The sequence below is a fragment of the Streptomyces regalis genome (genome assembly GCF_001509475.1).
GTDB lineage: Bacteria > Actinomycetota > Actinomycetes > Streptomycetales > Streptomycetaceae > Streptomyces > Streptomyces regalis.
This window is the reverse complement of the sequence record NZ_LLZG01000370.1, coordinates 34,827-52,450: the sequence shown is the minus strand read 5'-3', so window position 1 is coordinate 52,450 and position 17,624 is coordinate 34,827. Positions and strand designations below refer to the sequence as shown.

18 protein-coding genes are annotated in these 17,624 nt (G+C 68.0%); 16 read left to right on the top strand and 2 right to left on the bottom strand.

What is annotated here, in order from left to right; all coding sequences use genetic code 11:
* The 3 genes from ADL12_RS35285 to ADL12_RS35275 form a co-directional block, all read left to right on the top strand.
* The coding region (locus ADL12_RS35285) for a site-2 protease family protein (RefSeq protein ID WP_244188160.1) at positions 1-1,194 on the top strand (1,194 nt) is incomplete at its 5' end.
* 56 nt (positions 1,195-1,250) lie between these two features.
* Entirely contained in the window at positions 1,251-2,153 is a 903-nt protein-coding gene (locus ADL12_RS35280) for a tRNA (adenine-N1)-methyltransferase (RefSeq protein ID WP_062710055.1), read from the top strand.
* Between the two features lie 278 nt (positions 2,154-2,431).
* Positions 2,432-3,010 carry a hypothetical protein gene (locus ADL12_RS35275; RefSeq protein WP_062710052.1) on the top strand — a complete coding sequence of 193 codons (579 nt, stop codon included), beginning with the start codon at positions 2,432-2,434 and terminating at the stop codon, positions 3,008-3,010.
* Between the two features lie 57 nt (positions 3,011-3,067).
* Here the strand turns inward: ADL12_RS35275 and ADL12_RS35270 are convergent, their stop codons facing one another.
* A complete protein-coding gene (locus ADL12_RS35270; protein ID WP_062710049.1) occupies positions 3,068-3,373 on the bottom strand; it encodes a ferredoxin in 306 nt (101 codons plus the stop codon).
* A 245-nt stretch (positions 3,374-3,618) separates the two neighbouring features.
* Between ADL12_RS35270 and arc the strand changes: the two genes are divergently transcribed.
* The 6 genes from arc (at position 3,619) to prcA (ending at position 9,804) form a co-directional block, all read left to right on the top strand.
* Complete coding sequence (gene arc / locus ADL12_RS35265) at positions 3,619-5,385, top strand: proteasome ATPase (RefSeq protein WP_062710046.1); 1,767 nt, start codon at positions 3,619-3,621, stop codon at positions 5,383-5,385.
* Positions 5,386-5,630: 245 nt separating this feature from the next.
* Positions 5,631-7,142 (top strand): depupylase/deamidase Dop, encoded by a 1,512-nt coding sequence (gene dop, locus ADL12_RS35260; protein ID WP_341846390.1) that lies wholly within the window; start codon positions 5,631-5,633, stop codon positions 7,140-7,142.
* 198 nt (positions 7,143-7,340) lie between these two features.
* A complete protein-coding gene (locus tag ADL12_RS35255; RefSeq protein ID WP_030955201.1) occupies positions 7,341-7,559 on the top strand; it encodes a ubiquitin-like protein Pup in 219 nt (72 codons plus the stop codon).
* Positions 7,560-7,609: 50 nt separating this feature from the next.
* Positions 7,610-8,176 (top strand): endonuclease VII domain-containing protein, encoded by a 567-nt coding sequence (locus tag ADL12_RS51395; protein ID WP_079052448.1) that lies wholly within the window; start codon positions 7,610-7,612, stop codon positions 8,174-8,176.
* On the top strand, positions 8,128-8,973 hold the full coding sequence (gene prcB, locus ADL12_RS35250; protein WP_062710039.1) for a proteasome subunit beta: 846 nt from the start codon (positions 8,128-8,130) through the stop codon (positions 8,971-8,973). The genes ADL12_RS51395 and prcB overlap by 49 nt, the downstream gene beginning before the upstream one ends.
* A gap of 60 nt (positions 8,974-9,033) precedes the next feature.
* Positions 9,034-9,804, top strand: coding sequence for a proteasome subunit alpha (gene prcA / locus ADL12_RS35245; protein WP_062710036.1), 771 nt, complete (start codon positions 9,034-9,036; stop codon positions 9,802-9,804).
* Between the two features lie 78 nt (positions 9,805-9,882).
* On the opposite strand, the gene ADL12_RS35240 is transcribed toward prcA, so the two are convergent.
* Positions 9,883-10,899 carry a LacI family DNA-binding transcriptional regulator gene (locus tag ADL12_RS35240; protein ID WP_062710068.1) on the bottom strand — a complete coding sequence of 339 codons (1,017 nt, stop codon included), beginning with the start codon at positions 10,897-10,899 and terminating at the stop codon, positions 9,883-9,885.
* A 102-nt stretch (positions 10,900-11,001) separates the two neighbouring features.
* On the opposite strand from ADL12_RS35240, the gene ADL12_RS35235 reads away from it, so the two are divergent.
* The 7 genes from ADL12_RS35235 to ADL12_RS35205 all read left to right on the top strand — a co-directional run bounded on the left by ADL12_RS35235 (position 11,002) and on the right by ADL12_RS35205 (position 17,614).
* Positions 11,002-12,261: an MFS transporter gene (locus tag ADL12_RS35235; protein WP_062710033.1), complete on the top strand. Its 1,260-nt coding sequence runs from the start codon at positions 11,002-11,004 to the stop codon at positions 12,259-12,261.
* 9 nt (positions 12,262-12,270) lie between these two features.
* The gene (pafA, locus tag ADL12_RS35230) at positions 12,271-13,632 is read left to right on the top strand and encodes a Pup--protein ligase (RefSeq protein WP_059196529.1); all 1,362 of its coding nucleotides are present in this window, start codon (positions 12,271-12,273) and stop codon (positions 13,630-13,632) included.
* A 110-nt stretch (positions 13,633-13,742) separates the two neighbouring features.
* Positions 13,743-14,684 (top strand): FKBP-type peptidyl-prolyl cis-trans isomerase, encoded by a 942-nt coding sequence (locus tag ADL12_RS35225; protein ID WP_062710029.1) that lies wholly within the window; start codon positions 13,743-13,745, stop codon positions 14,682-14,684.
* Positions 14,685-14,745: 61 nt separating this feature from the next.
* Positions 14,746-15,117: an FKBP-type peptidyl-prolyl cis-trans isomerase gene (locus tag ADL12_RS35220; RefSeq protein WP_030053355.1), complete on the top strand. Its 372-nt coding sequence runs from the start codon at positions 14,746-14,748 to the stop codon at positions 15,115-15,117.
* Positions 15,118-15,274: 157 nt separating this feature from the next.
* Positions 15,275-16,228 (top strand): helix-turn-helix transcriptional regulator, encoded by a 954-nt coding sequence (locus tag ADL12_RS35215; RefSeq protein ID WP_062710026.1) that lies wholly within the window; start codon positions 15,275-15,277, stop codon positions 16,226-16,228.
* 19 nt (positions 16,229-16,247) lie between these two features.
* Positions 16,248-17,276, top strand: coding sequence for a helix-turn-helix transcriptional regulator (locus ADL12_RS35210; RefSeq protein ID WP_062710023.1), 1,029 nt, complete (start codon positions 16,248-16,250; stop codon positions 17,274-17,276).
* A 44-nt stretch (positions 17,277-17,320) separates the two neighbouring features.
* Positions 17,321-17,614: a hypothetical protein gene (locus ADL12_RS35205; RefSeq protein WP_079052447.1), complete on the top strand. Its 294-nt coding sequence runs from the start codon at positions 17,321-17,323 to the stop codon at positions 17,612-17,614.
* The last annotated feature ends 10 nt before the right edge of the window (positions 17,615-17,624 follow it).

Genomic DNA, 17,624 nt, shown 5'->3' with positions numbered 1-17,624 from the left:
CCCCTCGCCCACTCCGGCACGGAAAAGCCCCGCCCGCCCAAGCGCCCCCGAGGCGGGCTGCTGATGGGACGGCCGTTCGGCGTGCCCGTGTACGTCGCGCCCAGCTGGTTCCTCGTCGCCGCCCTCATCACCTGGGTGTTCGGCGGACAGCTCGACCGGGTGCTGCCCGAACTCGGCGCCGCCCGCTACCTCGTCTCCCTCTTCTTCGCCGTCGCCTTCTACGCCTCCGTCCTCGTCCACGAACTCGCCCACACCGTCGCCGCCCTCCGCTTCAAGCTCCCCGTACGCCGCATCCAGCTGCAGTTCTTCGGCGGCGTCTCCGAGATCGAGAAGGAAGCCGAGACACCGGGACGGGAGTTCGTGCTCGCCTTCGTCGGCCCGCTGCTCTCCCTCGTCCTCGCCGGCGTCTTCTACGCCGCCATGCAGACCGTCGAACCCGGCACTGTCCCCGGCGTCCTGCTCGCCGGCCTGATGGCCTCCAACCTCATCGTGGCCGCCTTCAACCTGCTCCCCGGCCTGCCTCTCGACGGCGGCCGCATGCTCCGCGCAGTCGTCTGGAAGATCACCGGCAAGCCGATGAGCGGCACCATCGCCGCCGCCTGGATCGGCCGCGCCCTCGCCGTCTCCGTCCTCATCGGACTCCCGCTGCTCACCCAGTCCGGCGCCCTCGGCTCCGACGCCGTCGACAACGTCGGCATGGACACCGTCATGGACGCCCTGCTCGCCGCCATCCTCGCCGCGATCATCTGGACCGGCGCCGGCAACAGCCTGCGCATGGCCCGCCTGCGCGAACACCTCCCCGAACTGCGCGCCCGCACCCTCACCCGCCGCGCCGTCCCCGTCGAGACCGACACCCCCCTCTCCGAGGCCCTGCGCCGCGCCAACGCCGCCGGCGCCCGCGCCCTGGTCGTCGTCGACGCCGACGGCAACCCCCTCTCCCTCGTCCGCGAAGCCGCCATCGTCGGCGTACCGGAACACCGCCGCCCCTGGGTCGCCGTCAGCGGCCTCGCCCAGGACCTCACCGACGGAATGCGCGTCTCCGCCGAGCTGGCCGGCGAGGAACTCCTCGACACCCTCCGCGCGACCCCGGCGACCGAATACCTCGTCGTCGAGGAGACCGGCGAGATCTACGGCGTCCTGTCCGCCGCGGACGTGGAGCGCGCCTTCGTGAAGGCCATGGCCCGCCCCAGCTGAAGCACCGGCACACACGCGTGGTCGGCGACCCCCCGAAACGCCGGTAGGCTGGTCACATGTCCGAACCGACCGGTGCCGCCCGCAGGCGCGGGCCCTTCAAGGTCGGGGACCAGGTTCAGCTGACCGACCCCAAGGGCCGCCACTACACGTTCACGCTCGAAGCCGGGAAGAACTTCCACACCCACAAGGGTTCCTTCCCGCACGACGAACTGATCGGCGCACCCGAGGGCAGCGTTGTCCGCACCACCGGGAACGTCGCCTACCTCGCGCTGCGCCCCCTGCTCCCCGACTACGTCCTGTCCATGCCCCGCGGCGCCGCCGTGGTCTACCCCAAGGACGCGGGGCAGATCCTCGCCTTCGCCGACATCTTCCCCGGCGCCCGCGTCGTCGAGGCCGGCGTCGGCTCCGGCTCGCTCAGCAGCTTCCTGCTGCGCGCCATCGGCGACCAGGGCATGCTGCACTCCTACGAGCGCCGCGAGGACTTCGCCGACATCGCCAAGCAGAACGTGGAACGCTACTTCGGCGGCCCCCACCCCGCCTGGCAGCTCACTGTCGGTGACCTTCAGGACAACCTCAACGACACCGACGTCGACCGCGTCATCCTCGACATGCTCGCCCCCTGGGAGTGCCTGGAAGCCGTCTCCAAGGCCCTCGTCCCCGGCGGCATCGTCTGCTGCTACGTCGCCACCACCACCCAGCTCGCCCGGACCGTCGAGTCCATCCGCGAGATCGGCTGCTTCAACGAGCCGACCGCCTGGGAGACGATGATCCGCAACTGGCACATCGAAGGCCTCGCCGTCCGCCCCGACCACCGCATGATCGGCCACACCGGCTTCCTCCTCACCGCCCGCCGCCTCGCCGACGGCGTCGAGCCGCCCATGCGCCGCCGCCGCCCCGCCAAGGGCGCCTACGGCGAGGACTACGAAGGCCCCAACGCCGACGGAGGCGCCGGCCGCTGAGGCGGCCCCGTGCCGCATTCAACGCACAGGCGCTGTGGTCGAGTTCCCGGAACCCCTCCGGAACTCGACCACAGCGCCTTTCTGTTGACACGGCCACAACGACCGACACCTCCGACCGACCCCGCCGAGCGTCGTACGAGACCCGCACGCCCCCTCCGTAACCCCAACCACCGGACATCCGCCACCGGAACTCCACACCCCCGCCGTTCCCCCGGCCTGTGACGTGTGGCACCATGCTGGCCACCCCACCGGCACAGCCCTCACAGGAGACGCTCCTAGTGCAGCAATCCGCCGTCCCGGAACTGGCACACACCCACGCCCGGCCGATCCACTGGCTCGCCACCGCCACAGCGGTCGCCGGTGTCGTGGCCCTCTCCTCGGTCCTGCAACCCAACTCGGCGACGGCGGCCCAGACAGCCGGCCCGGGGGCGAAGAACACCCCTGCCGCCACCACACCCCCCGACCCCACGGGAGTCGACTTCCCCCTCGAATGCGGGCCGGTGAAGGCGATCGTGGTCAAGAAGGCCACCGGAGACCTCGACGGCGACGGCAGCCCCGAAACCGTGGCCGTGGTGCACTGCGACTCACCCATGGGCACCCCGCCCGACGGCGTCTACGTCCTCACCCGGACCACCGAGACCGCCACACCCCGCCTCATCGCGACCCTCATCAACCCGAAGGACAGCATCACCGTCAGTGACATCGCCGTCCGCGGCGGAGCCGTCGTCGCCGACCTGCTCGGCTACTCGTCAATCGACGTACCGCGCTGCTGCCCGGACGTGAAGAACAGCGCGAAGTGGCAGTGGAAGAACGGCGCGTTCGTCCGCACCACACCCGCCGGCGCCCAGAGCGTCTGACCACGCCACCGGCACATGTGAGAAATCAGACAGTCGTAACACCCCGTACACGCAAGGTCACTCGGCGTCCGGACCGAACATCTCGACCTTGTCCGAAACACGACGCACATGGATGCACTCGCCCGGACACTCCTTCGCCGAGTCCACCACATCCGTGAGAAGCGGCAGCGGTACGGGCGTTGTCGCCCCCTTGGCCTGCAGCAACTCGTCCTCGCCGCTCTTCACATAGGCCAGACCATCGATGTCCAGCTCGAACACCTCGGGCGCGTACTGGACACAGATGCCGTCACCAGTACAGAGATCCTGGTCGATCCAGACCTCCAGCGCCTCACTGCCGACCCCGGCCGCCTGCTCCACGCTCATCTCTCCTGCCCTCTGCTACGCCGAGCCGCACGGGAATCCGGCCAGCTCTGACGGGTGTTGAACGCTTCGAGCCTACCTGTGGCGGCTTCCCAATCATGTTCGGTGGGTATTCCCCTGGCGTGAGGGAGAGCGCAAGGGTGAAGATCGGACACACCTCGACAGTCTTTGTGATCTAGGGGTTTCAATCGACACCCACCCAGGTAGGGTCTGGAAGCGTCCAGCTCCCCTTGGAGGAGGTGAGGACCGTGGCAGCCCACGACGACGACATGAACCGCGGCATCCGCCCGGGACGAGGGTCCGACGACCCGGCCGGGCAGATCGCCTACCTTGAGCAGGAGATCGCCGTCCTGCGACGCAAGCTCGCCGACTCTCCGCGACACACGAGGATTCTCGAAGAGCGGATCGTCGAGCTGCAGACAAACCTGGCCGGCGTCTCCGCACAAAACGAGCGACTCGCCAACACGCTCCGTGAGGCCCGCGACCAGATCGTGGCCCTCAAGGAAGAAGTCGACCGGCTTGCACAGCCACCGGCCGGCTTCGGTGTCTTCCTGCAATCCAACGAGGACGGCACAGCCGACATCTTCACCGGAGGCCGCAAACTCCGCGTGAACGTCAGCCCGAGCGTCGAACTCGACGACCTCAGGCGCGGCCAGGAACTGATGCTCAACGAAGCGCTCAACGTGGTCGAAGCCATGGAGTACGAGAGCGTCGGCGACATCGTCACCCTCAAGGAGATCCTCGAGGACGGCGAGCGCGCCCTCGTAGTGGGACACACCGACGAGGAACGGGTGGTACGGCTCGCCGAGCCGCTGCTGGACGTCACCATCCGCCCCGGCGACGCCCTGCTGCTCGAACCCCGCTCCGGCTATGTCTACGAGGTCGTACCGAAGAGCGAAGTCGAGGAACTCGTTCTCGAAGAAGTACCGGACATCGGCTACGAACAGATCGGCGGCCTGGGCAACCAGATCGAAATGATCCGCGACGCAGTCGAGCTCCCGTACCTCTACCCCGACCTGTTCAAGGAGCACGAACTACGCCCGCCCAAAGGCGTCCTCCTGTACGGGCCCCCCGGATGCGGCAAGACACTCATCGCCAAGGCCGTCGCCAACTCGCTGGCCAAAAAGGTCGCCGAAGTCACCGGCCAAGCCCAGGGCAAGAGCTTCTTCCTCAACATCAAGGGCCCCGAGCTCCTCAACAAGTACGTCGGCGAAACCGAACGACAAATCCGCCTCGTCTTCCAGCGAGCCCGTGAAAAGGCCAGCGAGGGCACACCCGTCATCGTCTTCTTCGACGAAATGGAATCCCTCTTCCGCACCCGCGGATCCGGCGTCAGCTCGGACGTGGAAAACACCATCGTCCCCCAGCTCCTCGCCGAGATCGACGGCGTGGAAGGCCTGCAGAACGTGGTCGTCATCGGCGCCTCCAACCGCGAGGACATGATCGACCCCGCCATCCTGCGCCCCGGCCGCCTCGACGTGAAGATCAAAATCGAGCGTCCCGACGCCGAGGCCGCCAAGGACATCTTCGGCAAGTACCTCACCGAGCGCCTCCCACTGCACTCCGAAGACCTCGGCGAGCACGGCGGCAGCAAGGCGACGACCGTCCAGAGCATGATCCAGACCGCCGTCGAGCAGATGTACGCCGAATCCGAGGAAAACCGCTTCCTGGAAGTCACCTACGCCAACGGCGACAAGGAAGTCCTCTACTTCAAGGACTTCAACTCCGGCGCCATGATCGAAAACATCGTGGGCCGCGCCAAGAAGATGGCGATCAAGGACTTCCTCGAACACAACCAAAAGGGCCTCCGCGTCGCCCACCTCCTCCAGGCATGCGTGGACGAGTTCAAGGAGAACGAGGACCTGCCCAACACCACCAACCCGGACGACTGGGCCCGCATCTCCGGAAAGAAGGGCGAACGGATCGTCTACATCCGCACCCTCATCACCGGAAAGCAGGGCGCAGACACCGGACGCTCCATCGACACGGTGGCGAACACCGGTCAGTACCTGTAAAAGACAGGGCGGCTGCGGGTGCCCTCACCGGGTACCCGCAGCCCACTGTTTTTCAGGCCAGAACCGGAACACGAGGCGTGCAAGGCAATGACGCAAATGATCTCCCCACCAGCGCAGAGGCGTTCTAGGCTCTTCCATACCGCCAAGTCGCGCAGTGCGGGGACGGGCACCGCACACGCAACCGAGCGCCAGCGGTATCTGTGCAGCGCCCACGACCGAGGGTGCCGCCGGGCAAGGAGGGCCGCATGACCGTACGGCGAGTAATGGGCATCGAGACGGAGTACGGGATCTCCGTCCCCGGCCACCCCAACGCCAATGCCATGCTCACCTCATCCCAGATCGTCAACGCCTACGCGGCGGCGATGCACCGGGCCCGCCGGGCCCGCTGGGACTTCGAGGAGGAGAACCCGCTGCGGGACGCGCGAGGCTTCGACCTCGCCCGCGAGGCCGCCGACTCCAGCCAGCTCACCGACGAGGACATCGGCCTGGCCAACGTCATCCTCACCAACGGAGCGCGACTCTACGTCGACCACGCACACCCCGAATACAGCGCACCCGAGGTCACCAACCCGCGCGACGCCGTCCTCTGGGACAAAGCCGGCGAACGCATCATGGCCGAAGCCGCCGAACGCGCCGCCCAGCTCCCCGGCGCCCAGCCCATCCACCTCTACAAGAACAACACCGACAACAAGGGCGCCTCCTACGGCACGCACGAGAACTACCTGATGAAGCGGGAAACCCCCTTCTCCGACATCGTGCGCCACCTCACCCCCTTCTTCGTCTCCCGCCAGGTCGTCACCGGAGCAGGACGCGTCGGAATCGGCCAGGACGGCCACGAACACGGCTTCCAGCTCAGCCAGCGCGCCGACTACTTCGAAGTCGAGGTCGGCCTGGAGACCACCCTCAAGCGCCCCATCATCAACACCCGCGACGAGCCGCACGCCGACGCCGAGAAGTACCGCCGCCTACACGTGATCATCGGCGACGCCAACCTCTCGGAAATCTCCACGTACCTGAAGCTGGGCACCACCGCCCTGGTCCTGTCGATGATCGAGGACAGCTTCATCGCCGTGGACCTCGCCGTCGACCAGCCCGTACGCACACTCCACCAGGTCTCGCACGACCCGTCCCTGAAGCGCCTGATCACCCTCCGCAGCGGCCGCACACTCACCGCCGTCCAGCTCCAGATGGAGTACTACGAGCTGTCGCGCAAATACGTGGAGGAGCGCTTCGGCGCCGACGCCGACGAGCAGACCAAGGACGTCCTCACCCGCTGGGAGGACACCCTCAACCGCCTCGAGCGCGACCCCATGAGCCTCGCCGGCGAACTGGACTGGGTAGCCAAACGAGAACTCATGGAGGGCTACCGGCGCCGCGACGACCTCGACTGGGACGCCGCCCGTCTCCACCTCGTCGACCTCCAGTACGCCGACGTACGCCCCGAGAAGGGCCTCTACAACCGTCTCGCGGCCCGGGGACGCATGAAACGCCTCCTGGACGAGACGGACGTCGAGCGGGCCAAGGCCAAGCCGCCCGAGGACACGCGCGCGTACTTCCGCGGACGCTGCCTGGAGCAGTACGCCGACGACGTCGCCGCGGCCTCCTGGGACTCGGTGATCTTCGACCTGCCCGGCCGGGACTCCCTCCAGCGCGTTCCAACCCTCGAACCGCTTCGCGGAACGCGAAATCACGTCAAGGAGCTCCTGGACCGCTGCCGCACGGCAGAAGACCTGGTCAGGGTCCTGTCAGGCGGCTGAGGGCACTCGGGCGGTGTCGGCCGGGCGTCGGCTGGGCAGGGTGGAAAACCCGGCGTCCGGGAATCATCGAGATGGCCCCCGTACGTTGGAGAAACTGCGGGGCCGATGTCAGACCCGGCTTGTAGGGTCTGATCATCACCGATCGGCAGGAAAGCCGACCTGTCGACCATGTCGGGCGAACTGAGCGGGGTGAGGGATATGGCAACCAAGGACACCGGCGGCGGACAGCAGAAGGCCACACGTTCCACTGAGGAGGTCGAGGAGCAGGCGGCTGAGACGCAGGCTTCCGAGGATCTCAAGGAGCGGCAGGAGAAGCTGAGCGACGACGTCGACTCGGTTCTGGACGAGATTGATGATGTCCTTGAGGAGAACGCAGAGGACTTCGTCCGTAGTTTCGTTCAGAAAGGCGGCGAGTAACCTTCGAATCGAAGGTTGCGGGGGCGTCGAATTTGGGGAACGAAGGAGCGGTGAAGCGCTGCGTGCGGTGCGGCGAGGACAAGCCGTACGCGGCCTTCGCTCGTAAGCGGTCGAACCTTGATGGCTTGCAGCGCCACTGTCGGGATTGCAGGACCAACTACCACAGCGGTGCGCAGGTAGCTGTGGTCCGGCTCAAGGCGGACGTGCCCGAGGGGCACAAGCGCTGTCGAGGATGTGGCGAGGTGAAGCCGCACAGCGAGTGGCATCGCAAGAGGAGCGCTGCCGACGGCTTGGCCAGTCGCTGCAAGGCGTGCAGAGCGGCCGCAGCGCCGGCGCAACATCTGCGGCGCAAGTACGGCATCACCGAAACCGAGCGCGACGAGATGATCGCCTCCCAAATGGGGCTCTGTGCGATCTGCCTGACGGCTCCGGCCGTTCATGTGGATCACTGCCACAACACGGGTAGGGTCCGTGGCGTACTGTGCTTCAACTGCAATTCCGGCCTCGGCCTGTTGAGGGACGACCCCGAAGCGATGAACCGAGCTGCCGACTACTTGGAAGGAAACGCGTGGAAGCCAACACTCGTAGCACCGGGCGTCTACCAGCTGCCTTCCTGACGCCTGGGTCGTCCTCGTTCATGGACTTTCTCTCCGAGCACCAGCCGGAGATGCTGCCCGGTAACCGTCAACTCCCGCCCACGCAGGGTGTGATCGAGGCGCCGCACGGCACCACGATCGTGGCTGTGACGTTCCCCGGCGGTGTCGTGCTGGCCGGTGACCGGCGGGCCACCATGGGCAACATCATCGCGCAGCGGGACATCGAGAAGGTCTTCCCGGCGGATGAGTACTCGGCCGTCGGTATCGCCGGTACGGCTGGTCTGGCCGTCGAGATGGTGAAGCTCTTCCAGTTGGAGCTGGAGCACTTCGAGAAGGTCGAGGGTGCTCAGCTGTCGTTGGAGGGCAAGGCGAACCGGCTGTCGACCATGATCCGGTCGAATCTGGGGATGGCGATGCAGGGGCTGGCGGTCGTGCCGCTCTTCGCGGGGTACGACGTCGACCGGGAGAAGGGGCGGATCTTCTCCTACGACGTGACCGGTGGTCGTTCGGAGGAGCAGGGTTACGCCGCGACCGGTTCTGGTTCGATCTTCGCGCGTGGTGCGATGAAGAAGCTCTTCCGTGATGACCTGAACGAGGCCGAGGCCACGACGCTCGTGGTGCAGGCCTTGTATGACGCGGCTGACGACGACTCGGCGACCGGTGGTCCCGATGTCGCGCGCCGGATCTACCCGATCGTCACCGTGATCACCGAGGACGGTTTCCGCCGGCTCGGCGATGAGGAGTCGTCCGAGATCGCCCGTTCCATTCTGGAGCGGCGTCTGGAGCAGCCCGACGGTCCGCGGGCCGCGCTGCTGTAGGCGGCGGGTCGGTCTTATCAAGGTGATCCTGTGACTTCGACAGAAAGGGACGGATAACCGGTGTCGACGCCGTTCTATGTCTCACCCCAGCAGGCCATGGCCGACCGGGCGGAGTACGCCCGTAAGGGCATCGCCCGTGGTCGCAGCCTGGTCGTGCTGCAGTATGCCGATGGCATTGTCTTCGTCGGCGAGAACCCGTCCCGCGCGCTGCACAAGTTCAGCGAGATCTATGACCGGATCGGCTTCGCGGCGGCCGGCAAGTACAACGAGTACGAGAATCTGCGGATCGGCGGTGTGCGGTATGCCGATCTTCGTGGTTACACCTATGACCGTGATGATGTGACCGCTCGTGGTCTGGCCAATGTGTATGCCCAGACGCTGGGTACGATCTTCTCTTCCGCGGCGGAGAAGCCGTATGAGGTGGAGCTGGTTGTTGCCGAGGTCGGGGAGACGCCGGAGGGTGATCAGATCTATCGGCTGCCGCATGACGGCTCGATCGTGGACGAGCACGGCTCGGTCGCGGTCGGCGGCAATGCCGAGCTGATCAGCAATTTCCTTGACCAGCGGCACCAGGATGGTATGAGCCTCGCCGAGGCCCTCAAGCTGGCCGTCCAGGCTCTGTCGCGCGAGTCGAACGGTACGCAGCGGGAGATTCCCGCTGAGCGCCTTGAGGTCGCGGTGCTGGACCGTACGCGTCCGCAGTCGCGGAAGTTCAAGCGCATCGTCGGTCGTCAGCTGGCGCGGCTGCTGGAGGCCAACGGCGCGGCCACTGAGGCCGAGAGTGCCGACTCTGCGGAGGACTCCGAGGAGTCGGGTAGCTCCGAGGAGTAGCCGCACCTCCCCACCTCGTCGCCCGTACTGTGCCCCGGCCGCCCGCTCGGCCGGGGCGCAGGGCGTTCATGGCGGGGTTCAGGGCGCGCTGGGCGGCGCTGTGGAGCCTCGTACGACGAGTTGGACCGGAATGTCGCCTCCCTCGAGCTCGCGGCCTTCCAGGACGGCCAGGAGGGCTTGCATGCCGCGTTCCCCGAACAGTTCGGCGTCGAGTCGTACGGTGGTGAGTTCGGGGTCGATGGCGGTGGCGAGGGCGAGGTCGTCCAGGCCGGTGACGGAGATGTCGTCGGGGATGCGCAGGCCGAGGCGGCGTACGGCCTTGTAGGCGCCGGCGGCGAGTTTGTCGTCGTCGCAGATGATCGCGGTGGGGCGGGGGCCTTTGGCGGAGAGTGCGGTTTCGGCTGCGGTGAGGGCGCCTTCGATGGAGATGGGGGCGCGGATCGTGAGCAGTGATGTGCCGGGTACTGCGCCGATGCGTGCGGCGAGCTCACGTGCGCGTACTTCGAAGGTCCAGGACGCCACGTCGGCTGCGAGGTGCAGGATGCGGCGGTGGCCGAGGGTGAGCAGGTGTTCGGCGACTTGGCGGACGCCGTCGGTGATGTCGAGGTTGACGGTGGCGGCGCCGAGGCTGCCGTTGGGGTCGCTGTCGAGCATGACGAGGGGCAGTTGGTCGCCGCGGATTGCGGTGAGGGCGTCGGCGGCCATGGAGGAGGCGATGACGCCGTCGAGGGCGGCTTGGGCGGAGGCGAAGGGGTTGCGGGCGGGGCCGATGCCTTCGGGGGAGGGGTAGAGGACGACGCCGAAGCCGTTCTGGGCGGCGATGCGGGCGGCGCCGGTGTAGACGCCGGCGAAGAACTCGGTGGTCAGGGCGGGGACGACGAGGAGGACGGTTCGGGTGTGGCCGAGGCGGAGGTTGCGGGCGGCGAGGTTGGGTCGGTAGCCGAGTTCGCGGGCGGCCTGGCGGACGCGTTCGGCTGTGGTTTCGGAGACTCGTCCGCGCCATTTGCCGCCGAGCACCAGGGAGACCGCGGCCTGGGAGACTCCCGCGGCCTGGGCGACGTCCCGGCTGGTGGGGCGGGTGCTGCCCTGTGCCACCGTCCGCATGCTCCTTCGTCTGGACTCGTGAACAGTGCACATGGTACGTATGACGGGAGGCGTTATACGTAACACTTGACCGAGCGGAGGGCGGCGCGGCCGATGACCGGCGCATACGTGGAGATCCTCAGGGCGAGGCATGCCGCCCGGCTGCTCGTCGGCACGCTCACGGGGCGGCTGCCGAACGCTGTCGCCGCGATCGCGATCGTGTTGTTCGTGCGCGAGGAGGGTGGCTCGTACACCCTGGCCGGCGGTCTGGCGGCTGTGTACGGGGTCGCGAACGCCGTGGGGCAGCCGGTGCTGGGCCGGCTGGTGGATCTGTACGGGCAGCCGCGGGTGCAGTTGCCCGCCGCGGTCGCCTCGGCCCTGGCGATGGCCGCGTTCGCCTTCGTGGGCATCGGGCCGCTGCCGCTCGCCTACGCCGCCGTCGCGGCGGCCGGACTGTTCACGCCGCCTCTGGAGGGTGGTCTGCGGGCGCTGTGGTCGTCGGTCCTCCACAGGGAGGACCAGGTGCACACGGCGTATGCCATGGACGCGGTGGCGCAGGAAGTCATGTTCACCGTCGGGCCGTTGCTGCTGACGTTGGGTGCGTCGGTGTGGTCGGCGCAGGCGGCGCTGCTTCTGCTGAACGTCGTCGGGGTGCTGGGTGCTCTGTCGGTGGTCGTGTCGCCGCCTTCGCGCGCGTGGCGTTCGGAGCCGCGTGAGGCGCACTGGCTGGGGGCGTTGCGTTCGCCGGGGCTGTTGGCGCTGCTCGCCTCGTTCCTGTTCATCGGGATGGCGCTCGGTTCGATCGCGGTCGCGGCCGTCTCGTATGCGGACGACCATGGCGGTGACGCGGTGTACGGCTGGCTGATGGCGGGTGTGGGGCTGGGTGCGCTGATCGGTGGTGTGGTGTACGGGGCGCGCCGGTGGGGCGGGGAGCCGGCGCTGCGACTGCGTCTGCTGGTGGCGCTTCTGGCGGTGTGTTATCTGCCGTTGATGCTGATGCCGGGGGCGGTCGCGATGACCCTGCTGGCGGTACTGGCGGGTGTGTTCCTCGCGCCGTGCATCGCGTGTGCGTTCGTGCTGGTCGACCGGCATGCGCCGCGCGGCACGGTCACCGAGGCGTTCTCCTGGCTCGTGACGACGTTCACGGTGGGTGCGTCGGTCGGAACGGGCCTGGCGGGGCCGGTGGTCGAGGTGGGCGGGGCGCTGTGGGGGTTTGCTGTGCCGAGTGCGGCGGGGGCCGTGTCGTTGCTGGTCCTGCTGGCCACGGGGCGGGTCCTCGCAGCTCCCGCGAGGGGCGCGGTGGTTGCGGCTTCATCGGAAAATGATCCAAACCGTGCCGTCGAACCCCGTTTCAGCTCAGGGGATCGGGCGTAATGTTCAGTCATGGACCGCCGCATTTTCGGGCTGGAGAACGAGTACGGCGTCACGTGCACGTTCAGGGGACAGCGCCGCCTGTCGCCTGACGAGGTGGCGCGGTACCTCTTCCGCCGTGTCGTGTCATGGGGCCGCAGCAGCAATGTCTTTCTGCGAAACGGCGCCCGTCTGTATCTCGACGTGGGCTCACATCCGGAATACGCGACACCCGAATGTGACAACGTGACCGAACTGGTCACCCACGACAAAGCAGGCGAGCGCATTCTCGAAGGACTCCTGGTGGACGCCGAACGACGCCTGCACGAGGAAGGAATCGCGGGCGACGTCTACCTCTTCAAGAACAACACCGACTCGGCGGGCAACTCGTACGGCTGCCACGAGAACTATCTGGTGGCACGCCATGGCGAGTTCTCCCGGCTCGCGGACATCCTCATCCCGTTCCTCGTGACCCGGCAGCTGCTGTGCGGCGCCGGGAAGGTGCTGCAGACTCCGCGTGGCGCGGTGTACTGCGTCAGTCAGCGGGCGGAGCACATCTGGGAGGGCGTCTCTTCGGCGACGACCCGTTCCCGGCCGATCATCAACACGCGCGACGAGCCGCACGCGGACGCCGAGCGCTACCGGCGCCTGCACGTCATCGTGGGCGACTCGAACATGTCCGAGACGACCATGCTGCTCAAGGTCGGCGCCACCGACCTGGTGCTGCGCATGATCGAGGCGGGCACGGTGATGCGTGACCTGACCCTGGAGAACCCGATCCGGGCGATCCGTGAGGTCAGCCACGACATCACGGGCCGGCGCAAGGTGCGCCTGGCCAGTGGCCGGGAGGCCTCCGCGCTGGAGGTGCAGCGGGAGTACTACGAGAAGGCCGTGGACTTCTGCGAGCGCCGCGGTATCCGTACGGGCACGGTCGAGCAGGTCCTGGAGCTGTGGGGCCGCACGCTGGACGCGATCGAGGCCGAGGACCTCGACCGGATCGGCACCGAGATCGACTGGGTCATGAAGTACAAGCTCATCGAGCGGTACCGGGCCAAGCACAACATGACCATGTCGCATCCGCGGGTCGCGCAGATAGACCTCGCCTACCACGACATCCACCGCCGTCGCGGCCTGTACTACCTGCTGGAGAGGAAGGGGCAAGCCGCGCGCATCTGCAACGACTTGAAGATCTTCGAGGGCAAGTCGGTTCCGCCACAGACCACTCGGGCCCGGCTGCGCGGCGACTTCATTCGCAGGGCTCAGGAACAGCGCCGGGACTTCACCGTCGACTGGGTCCACCTCAAGCTCAATGACCAGGCGCAGCGCACGGTGTTGTGCAAGGACCCGTTCCGTTCGGTGGACGATCGTGTGGAGAAGCTGATCGCGGGAATGTGACCGGCGCAATTGAGGAAACGGACCACGGGCCCCGTACGTTCTCGTACGGGGCCCGCCGCACACCCTAGAGTGGCGGGCGACCACAGTGCCGTCTGAGATCTGAGGAACAAGTGCGCCGAATTGCCGGCCTTCTCGTCGTGCCGCTGCTGCTGCTCTCCGCGGCGGCCTGCGGCAGCGACGACAAGGGCTCCGACTCCAGCTCCACCAAGAACGGGGTGCCCGCGATCACCAAGGGCGCCGAGTTCGGGCAGAAGCCGACCCTGGCCAAGGGGGAGGGGGATCCGCCGAAGGAGCTGAAGGTCGAGGTCATCAAGGAGGGGAACGGCGCGAAGCTCAAGAAGGGCGACGCCGCCGAGGTGAACTACCTCGGTCAGGAGTACGACGAGTCCAAGCCGTTCGACAACAGCTTCGACCGCGGCCAGCCGTTCTCGCTCACGCTGGGTGCGGGCGGTGTCATCCAGGGCTGGGAGAAGGGCCTGGAGGGCCAGAAGGTCGGCAGTCGGGTGGAGCTGGTGATCCCCCCGGACCTGGGGTACGGGGCGCAGGGCCAGGGTGACATCAAGGCCAATGCCACGCTGGTGTTCGTCGTGGACATCGTGAAGGGTACGACCATCCCCGCGTCGGCGAAGGGCACGGAGGTCGCGCAGGACAACGTCGACCTGCCGAAGGTCGGCACGAACACCGACGGCAAGGCGCCGAAGGTGACGATGCCGAAGGACAGCGACCCGCCGAAGAAGCTTGTCTCCAACTACGTGCTGGAGAGCGACGGCGCTGTCGTGAAGGGTACGGACACGGTGGTGGTGAACTACGTGGCCCTGCTCTGGGACGGCGGCAAGCAGTTCGACAGCACGTACCAGACGGGCAAGCCGGCGACGTTTCCGCTGGACCAGTTGTCGATCAAGGGTCTGAAGAACGGTCTTGTGGGCAAGAAGGCCGGCAGCCGGGTGCTGCTCGTGCTGCCGCCCGACCAGGCTCTCGGTGACCAGGAGCAGCAGGGCATCCCGAAGAACTCCACGCTGGTCTTCGCCGTCGACATCCTGGCCGTGATGTAAGACTGGGCAGGTTGCCCATCAGTCATCGCGCATGACATACGTACCCATAGGAGTCACTGCAGTGAGCATCGACAAGCCCGAGATCGACTTCCCCGGCGGCGAGCCCCCGGCGGACCTCGAGATCAAGGACATCTGGGAGGGCGACGGCGCGGTTGCGCAGGCGGGCCAGACCGTCACCGTGCACTACGTGGGTGTCGCTTTCAGTACGGGTGAGGAGTTCGACGCCAGCTGGAACCGCGGGACGCCGTTCCGCTTCCCGCTGGGCGGCGGCCGCGTCATCAAGGGCTGGGACCAGGGCGTGCAGGGCATGAAGGTCGGCGGCCGCCGCCAGCTGACCATCCCGGCCCACCTCGCCTACGGCAACCAGAGCCCCACCCCGGCGATCAAGCCCGGTGAGACGCTGATCTTCGTGGTGGACCTGCTCGGTGTCTGATCGTCGCGTCTGACGGTGTATGCCTGATCGGCGTACGACCGGACCCGACTACCTGGGGCCCATGCCTGTCCGGGCATGGGCCCTCGGCTTTTGCCACGCCACTGCGGGGCGGTACGGTCATCGCTCGTAAGCACCATAGGGAAGGCGAAGGGCGTCGATGGCCATTTCCAAGGCCGAGCGGCTCATGAACCTGGCGCTGTGTCTGCTCGGGACGCGGCGGCCGCTGAGCAAGCGCGAGCTGCGTGAGTCCATCGAGGCCTATCTGGAAGCCGGCTCCGACGACTCCTTCAACCGGATGTTCGAGCGCGACAAGGACGATCTGCGCGAGCTCGGGCTGGTCATCGAGACCGTGGAGAACCTCGACGGCGAGGTCGGCTATCTGGCCCGCCGCGACAGCAACCGTCTGCCGCCCATCACTCTGGACGCCGAGGAGGCCGCCGCCCTGGGTCTGGCGGCCAAGGTGTGGCAGCAGGCCCGGCTCGCGGGTGCGGCCAGCGGCGCTCTGCAGAAGCTGCGTGCGGCCGGGTTGCCCGAGGACGTCGACCCGTATGAGGCGCACGGTGCTCTGGAGCCCCGTATTCCGGTGCACGAGGCGGCGTTCGAGCCGCTGATGCTGGCCTGCCGGGATCGCCGCCCGGTCGTCTTCGACTACCGCAAGGCCACTGCCGCCCGCCCCGAGCCCCGGCATGTCGAGCCGTGGGCGCTGGAGTGCTGGCGCGGCCACTGGTATCTCGCGGGCTGGGACCGTGACCGGGGCGCGGAGCGGGTGTTCCGGCTGTCCCGGATCACCGGCAAGGTCCGCAGTCGCAGTGGCCGCTTCACGGCCGAGGTCCCCGATGTCGTCACCGTGCGGGAGACCGTGGCGAGCTGGGCGGGGGAGACCGCCGACCGTTCCGCGTCGATCCGGCTGCGTACGGGCGCCGGGTACCCCCTTCGGGCGAAGGCCACCTCGGTGCGGGAACTCGGGGACGGCTGGGACGAGTTGGAGATTCCGTACGGTCACGGGCTGGATGCCTGGCTGGTGGAGTTCGGGCCGGATGTGGTGGTCCTGGAGCCGGCGGAGCTGCGGGCCGACGTGGTGGACCGGCTGCGTGCCGTGGCCAAGGGCTGAGGGGGAGCGGAGCGAGACAGTGGCAGGCAAACCGGTTCGGCCCGTCAACGCCATCGACCAGACCAGGCGGATGCTCTCCCTGGTGACGTATCTGAGGGAGCGCCCCGGCGCCCGCGTCGAGGACGTCGCGCGCGCCTTCGGCATCTCCGAGGACGAGCTGGTCTCCGACCTCGATGTGCTGCCGATGTGCGGCACCAGCTTCCGCGGCGGCGATCTGCTCGACATCGACACCGACGGCGAGCGCATCTGGTGGCACAACCCTGCCGCCCTCGGGGCAGAAGGGGCTGAGCCGCTGCGGCTCGCCGCCGACGAGGCGACCGCGCTGCTGGTGGCCGCCCGGGCCGTGTCCACGCTGCCGGGGCTGCGCGAGAGCGACCGGCAGGCATTGCTGCGGGCGACTGCCAAGGTGGAGACCGCGGCGGGGGAGGCGGCCGGTGCCAGCTCCCGGCTGTCGGTGACGTTCGAGTCCGAGGGCGGAGTCTTCGCCGACGTCGACCGGGCGATCTCCGAGCGGCGCCGCCTGTGGATCCGCTACTACTCGCCGGCCCGCGACGAGGTCACCGAGCGCGAGATCGACCCCATCCGCCTGGTCAGCGTCGGCCACACCTACGTGGAGGCATGGTGCCGTCGCTCCGAGGCGCGCCGGACCTTCCGCCTCGACCGGGTCGCCGAGATCAAGATCCTGGACGAGCCGTCCGCGCCGCCCGAGGTCGAGCTGCGGGACCTGTCGGAGGGGCTGGTGCAGCCCGCTGCGGAGGACCCGGAGGTTGTCGTCGAGGTCGGTCCGGGCGGACGCTGGGTCGCCGAGTACTACCCGCACGACAGCGCGGATGAGCTTGCGGACGGCGGTCTGCGTATCACCCTGCGCACCCCCGAGCCCGCGTCGCTGCGGCGTCTGGCGCTGCGGCTCGGACGTGACGGCCGTATCGTCTCGCCGGCCGAGTTGGCGGACAGCGCCCGGCAGGCGGCCCGCGAGGCGCTGGCGGCGTACGACGGGGTCGAGGCGCAGAGCGCTGACGGGGCGCACCGGGATCACGACGGGCAGTAGGGCATGCGGTTCGACGGGCAGTGCGACAGACAGGAGCGAGGGCTTTGAGCGAGTCGGCGACGTCTGGTGCGGTGGGAATGACGGTGGCGTCCGCGTTCGCCGGGATGAGAAGCGTGGCTCCGGTGGTGTTCAGGGCGGGCTGCCCGGACTGCCGGGGTCGCTTCGAGCTCGCCGCAAGCGCTCTGCGCCTCGCCATCGGCGCGACCAGCCGTACGACGTTCTACTCGTTCACCTGCCCCGAGTGCGGCGCCTCCGTCCGCAAGCCGGCCGGTGAGCGGATCGTCGAGCTGCTGACGGGCGGTGGGGTCAGCACCCTGCGGCTGCACTCCACGCTGTAGGACGGTCTAG

Bases quoted from the DNA above. Each gene is read 5' to 3' on its own strand.
- ADL12_RS35235 (WP_062710033.1), top strand. From the start codon at position 11,002: ATGACCGGCGCATACGTGGAGATCCTCAGGGCGAGGCATGCCGCCCGG.
- pafA (WP_059196529.1), top strand. From the start codon at position 12,271: ATGGACCGCCGCATTTTCGGGCTGGAGAACGAGTACGGCGTCACGTGC.
- ADL12_RS35280 (WP_062710055.1), top strand. From the start codon at position 1,251: ATGTCCGAACCGACCGGTGCCGCCCGCAGGCGCGGGCCCTTCAAGGTC.
- ADL12_RS35270 (WP_062710049.1), bottom strand. From the start codon at position 3,373: ATGAGCGTGGAGCAGGCGGCCGGGGTCGGCAGTGAGGCGCTGGAGGTC.
- ADL12_RS35255 (WP_030955201.1), top strand. From the start codon at position 7,341: ATGGCAACCAAGGACACCGGCGGCGGACAGCAGAAGGCCACACGTTCC.
- dop (WP_341846390.1), top strand. From the start codon at position 5,631: ATGACCGTACGGCGAGTAATGGGCATCGAGACGGAGTACGGGATCTCC.
- ADL12_RS35215 (WP_062710026.1), top strand. From the start codon at position 15,275: ATGGCCATTTCCAAGGCCGAGCGGCTCATGAACCTGGCGCTGTGTCTG.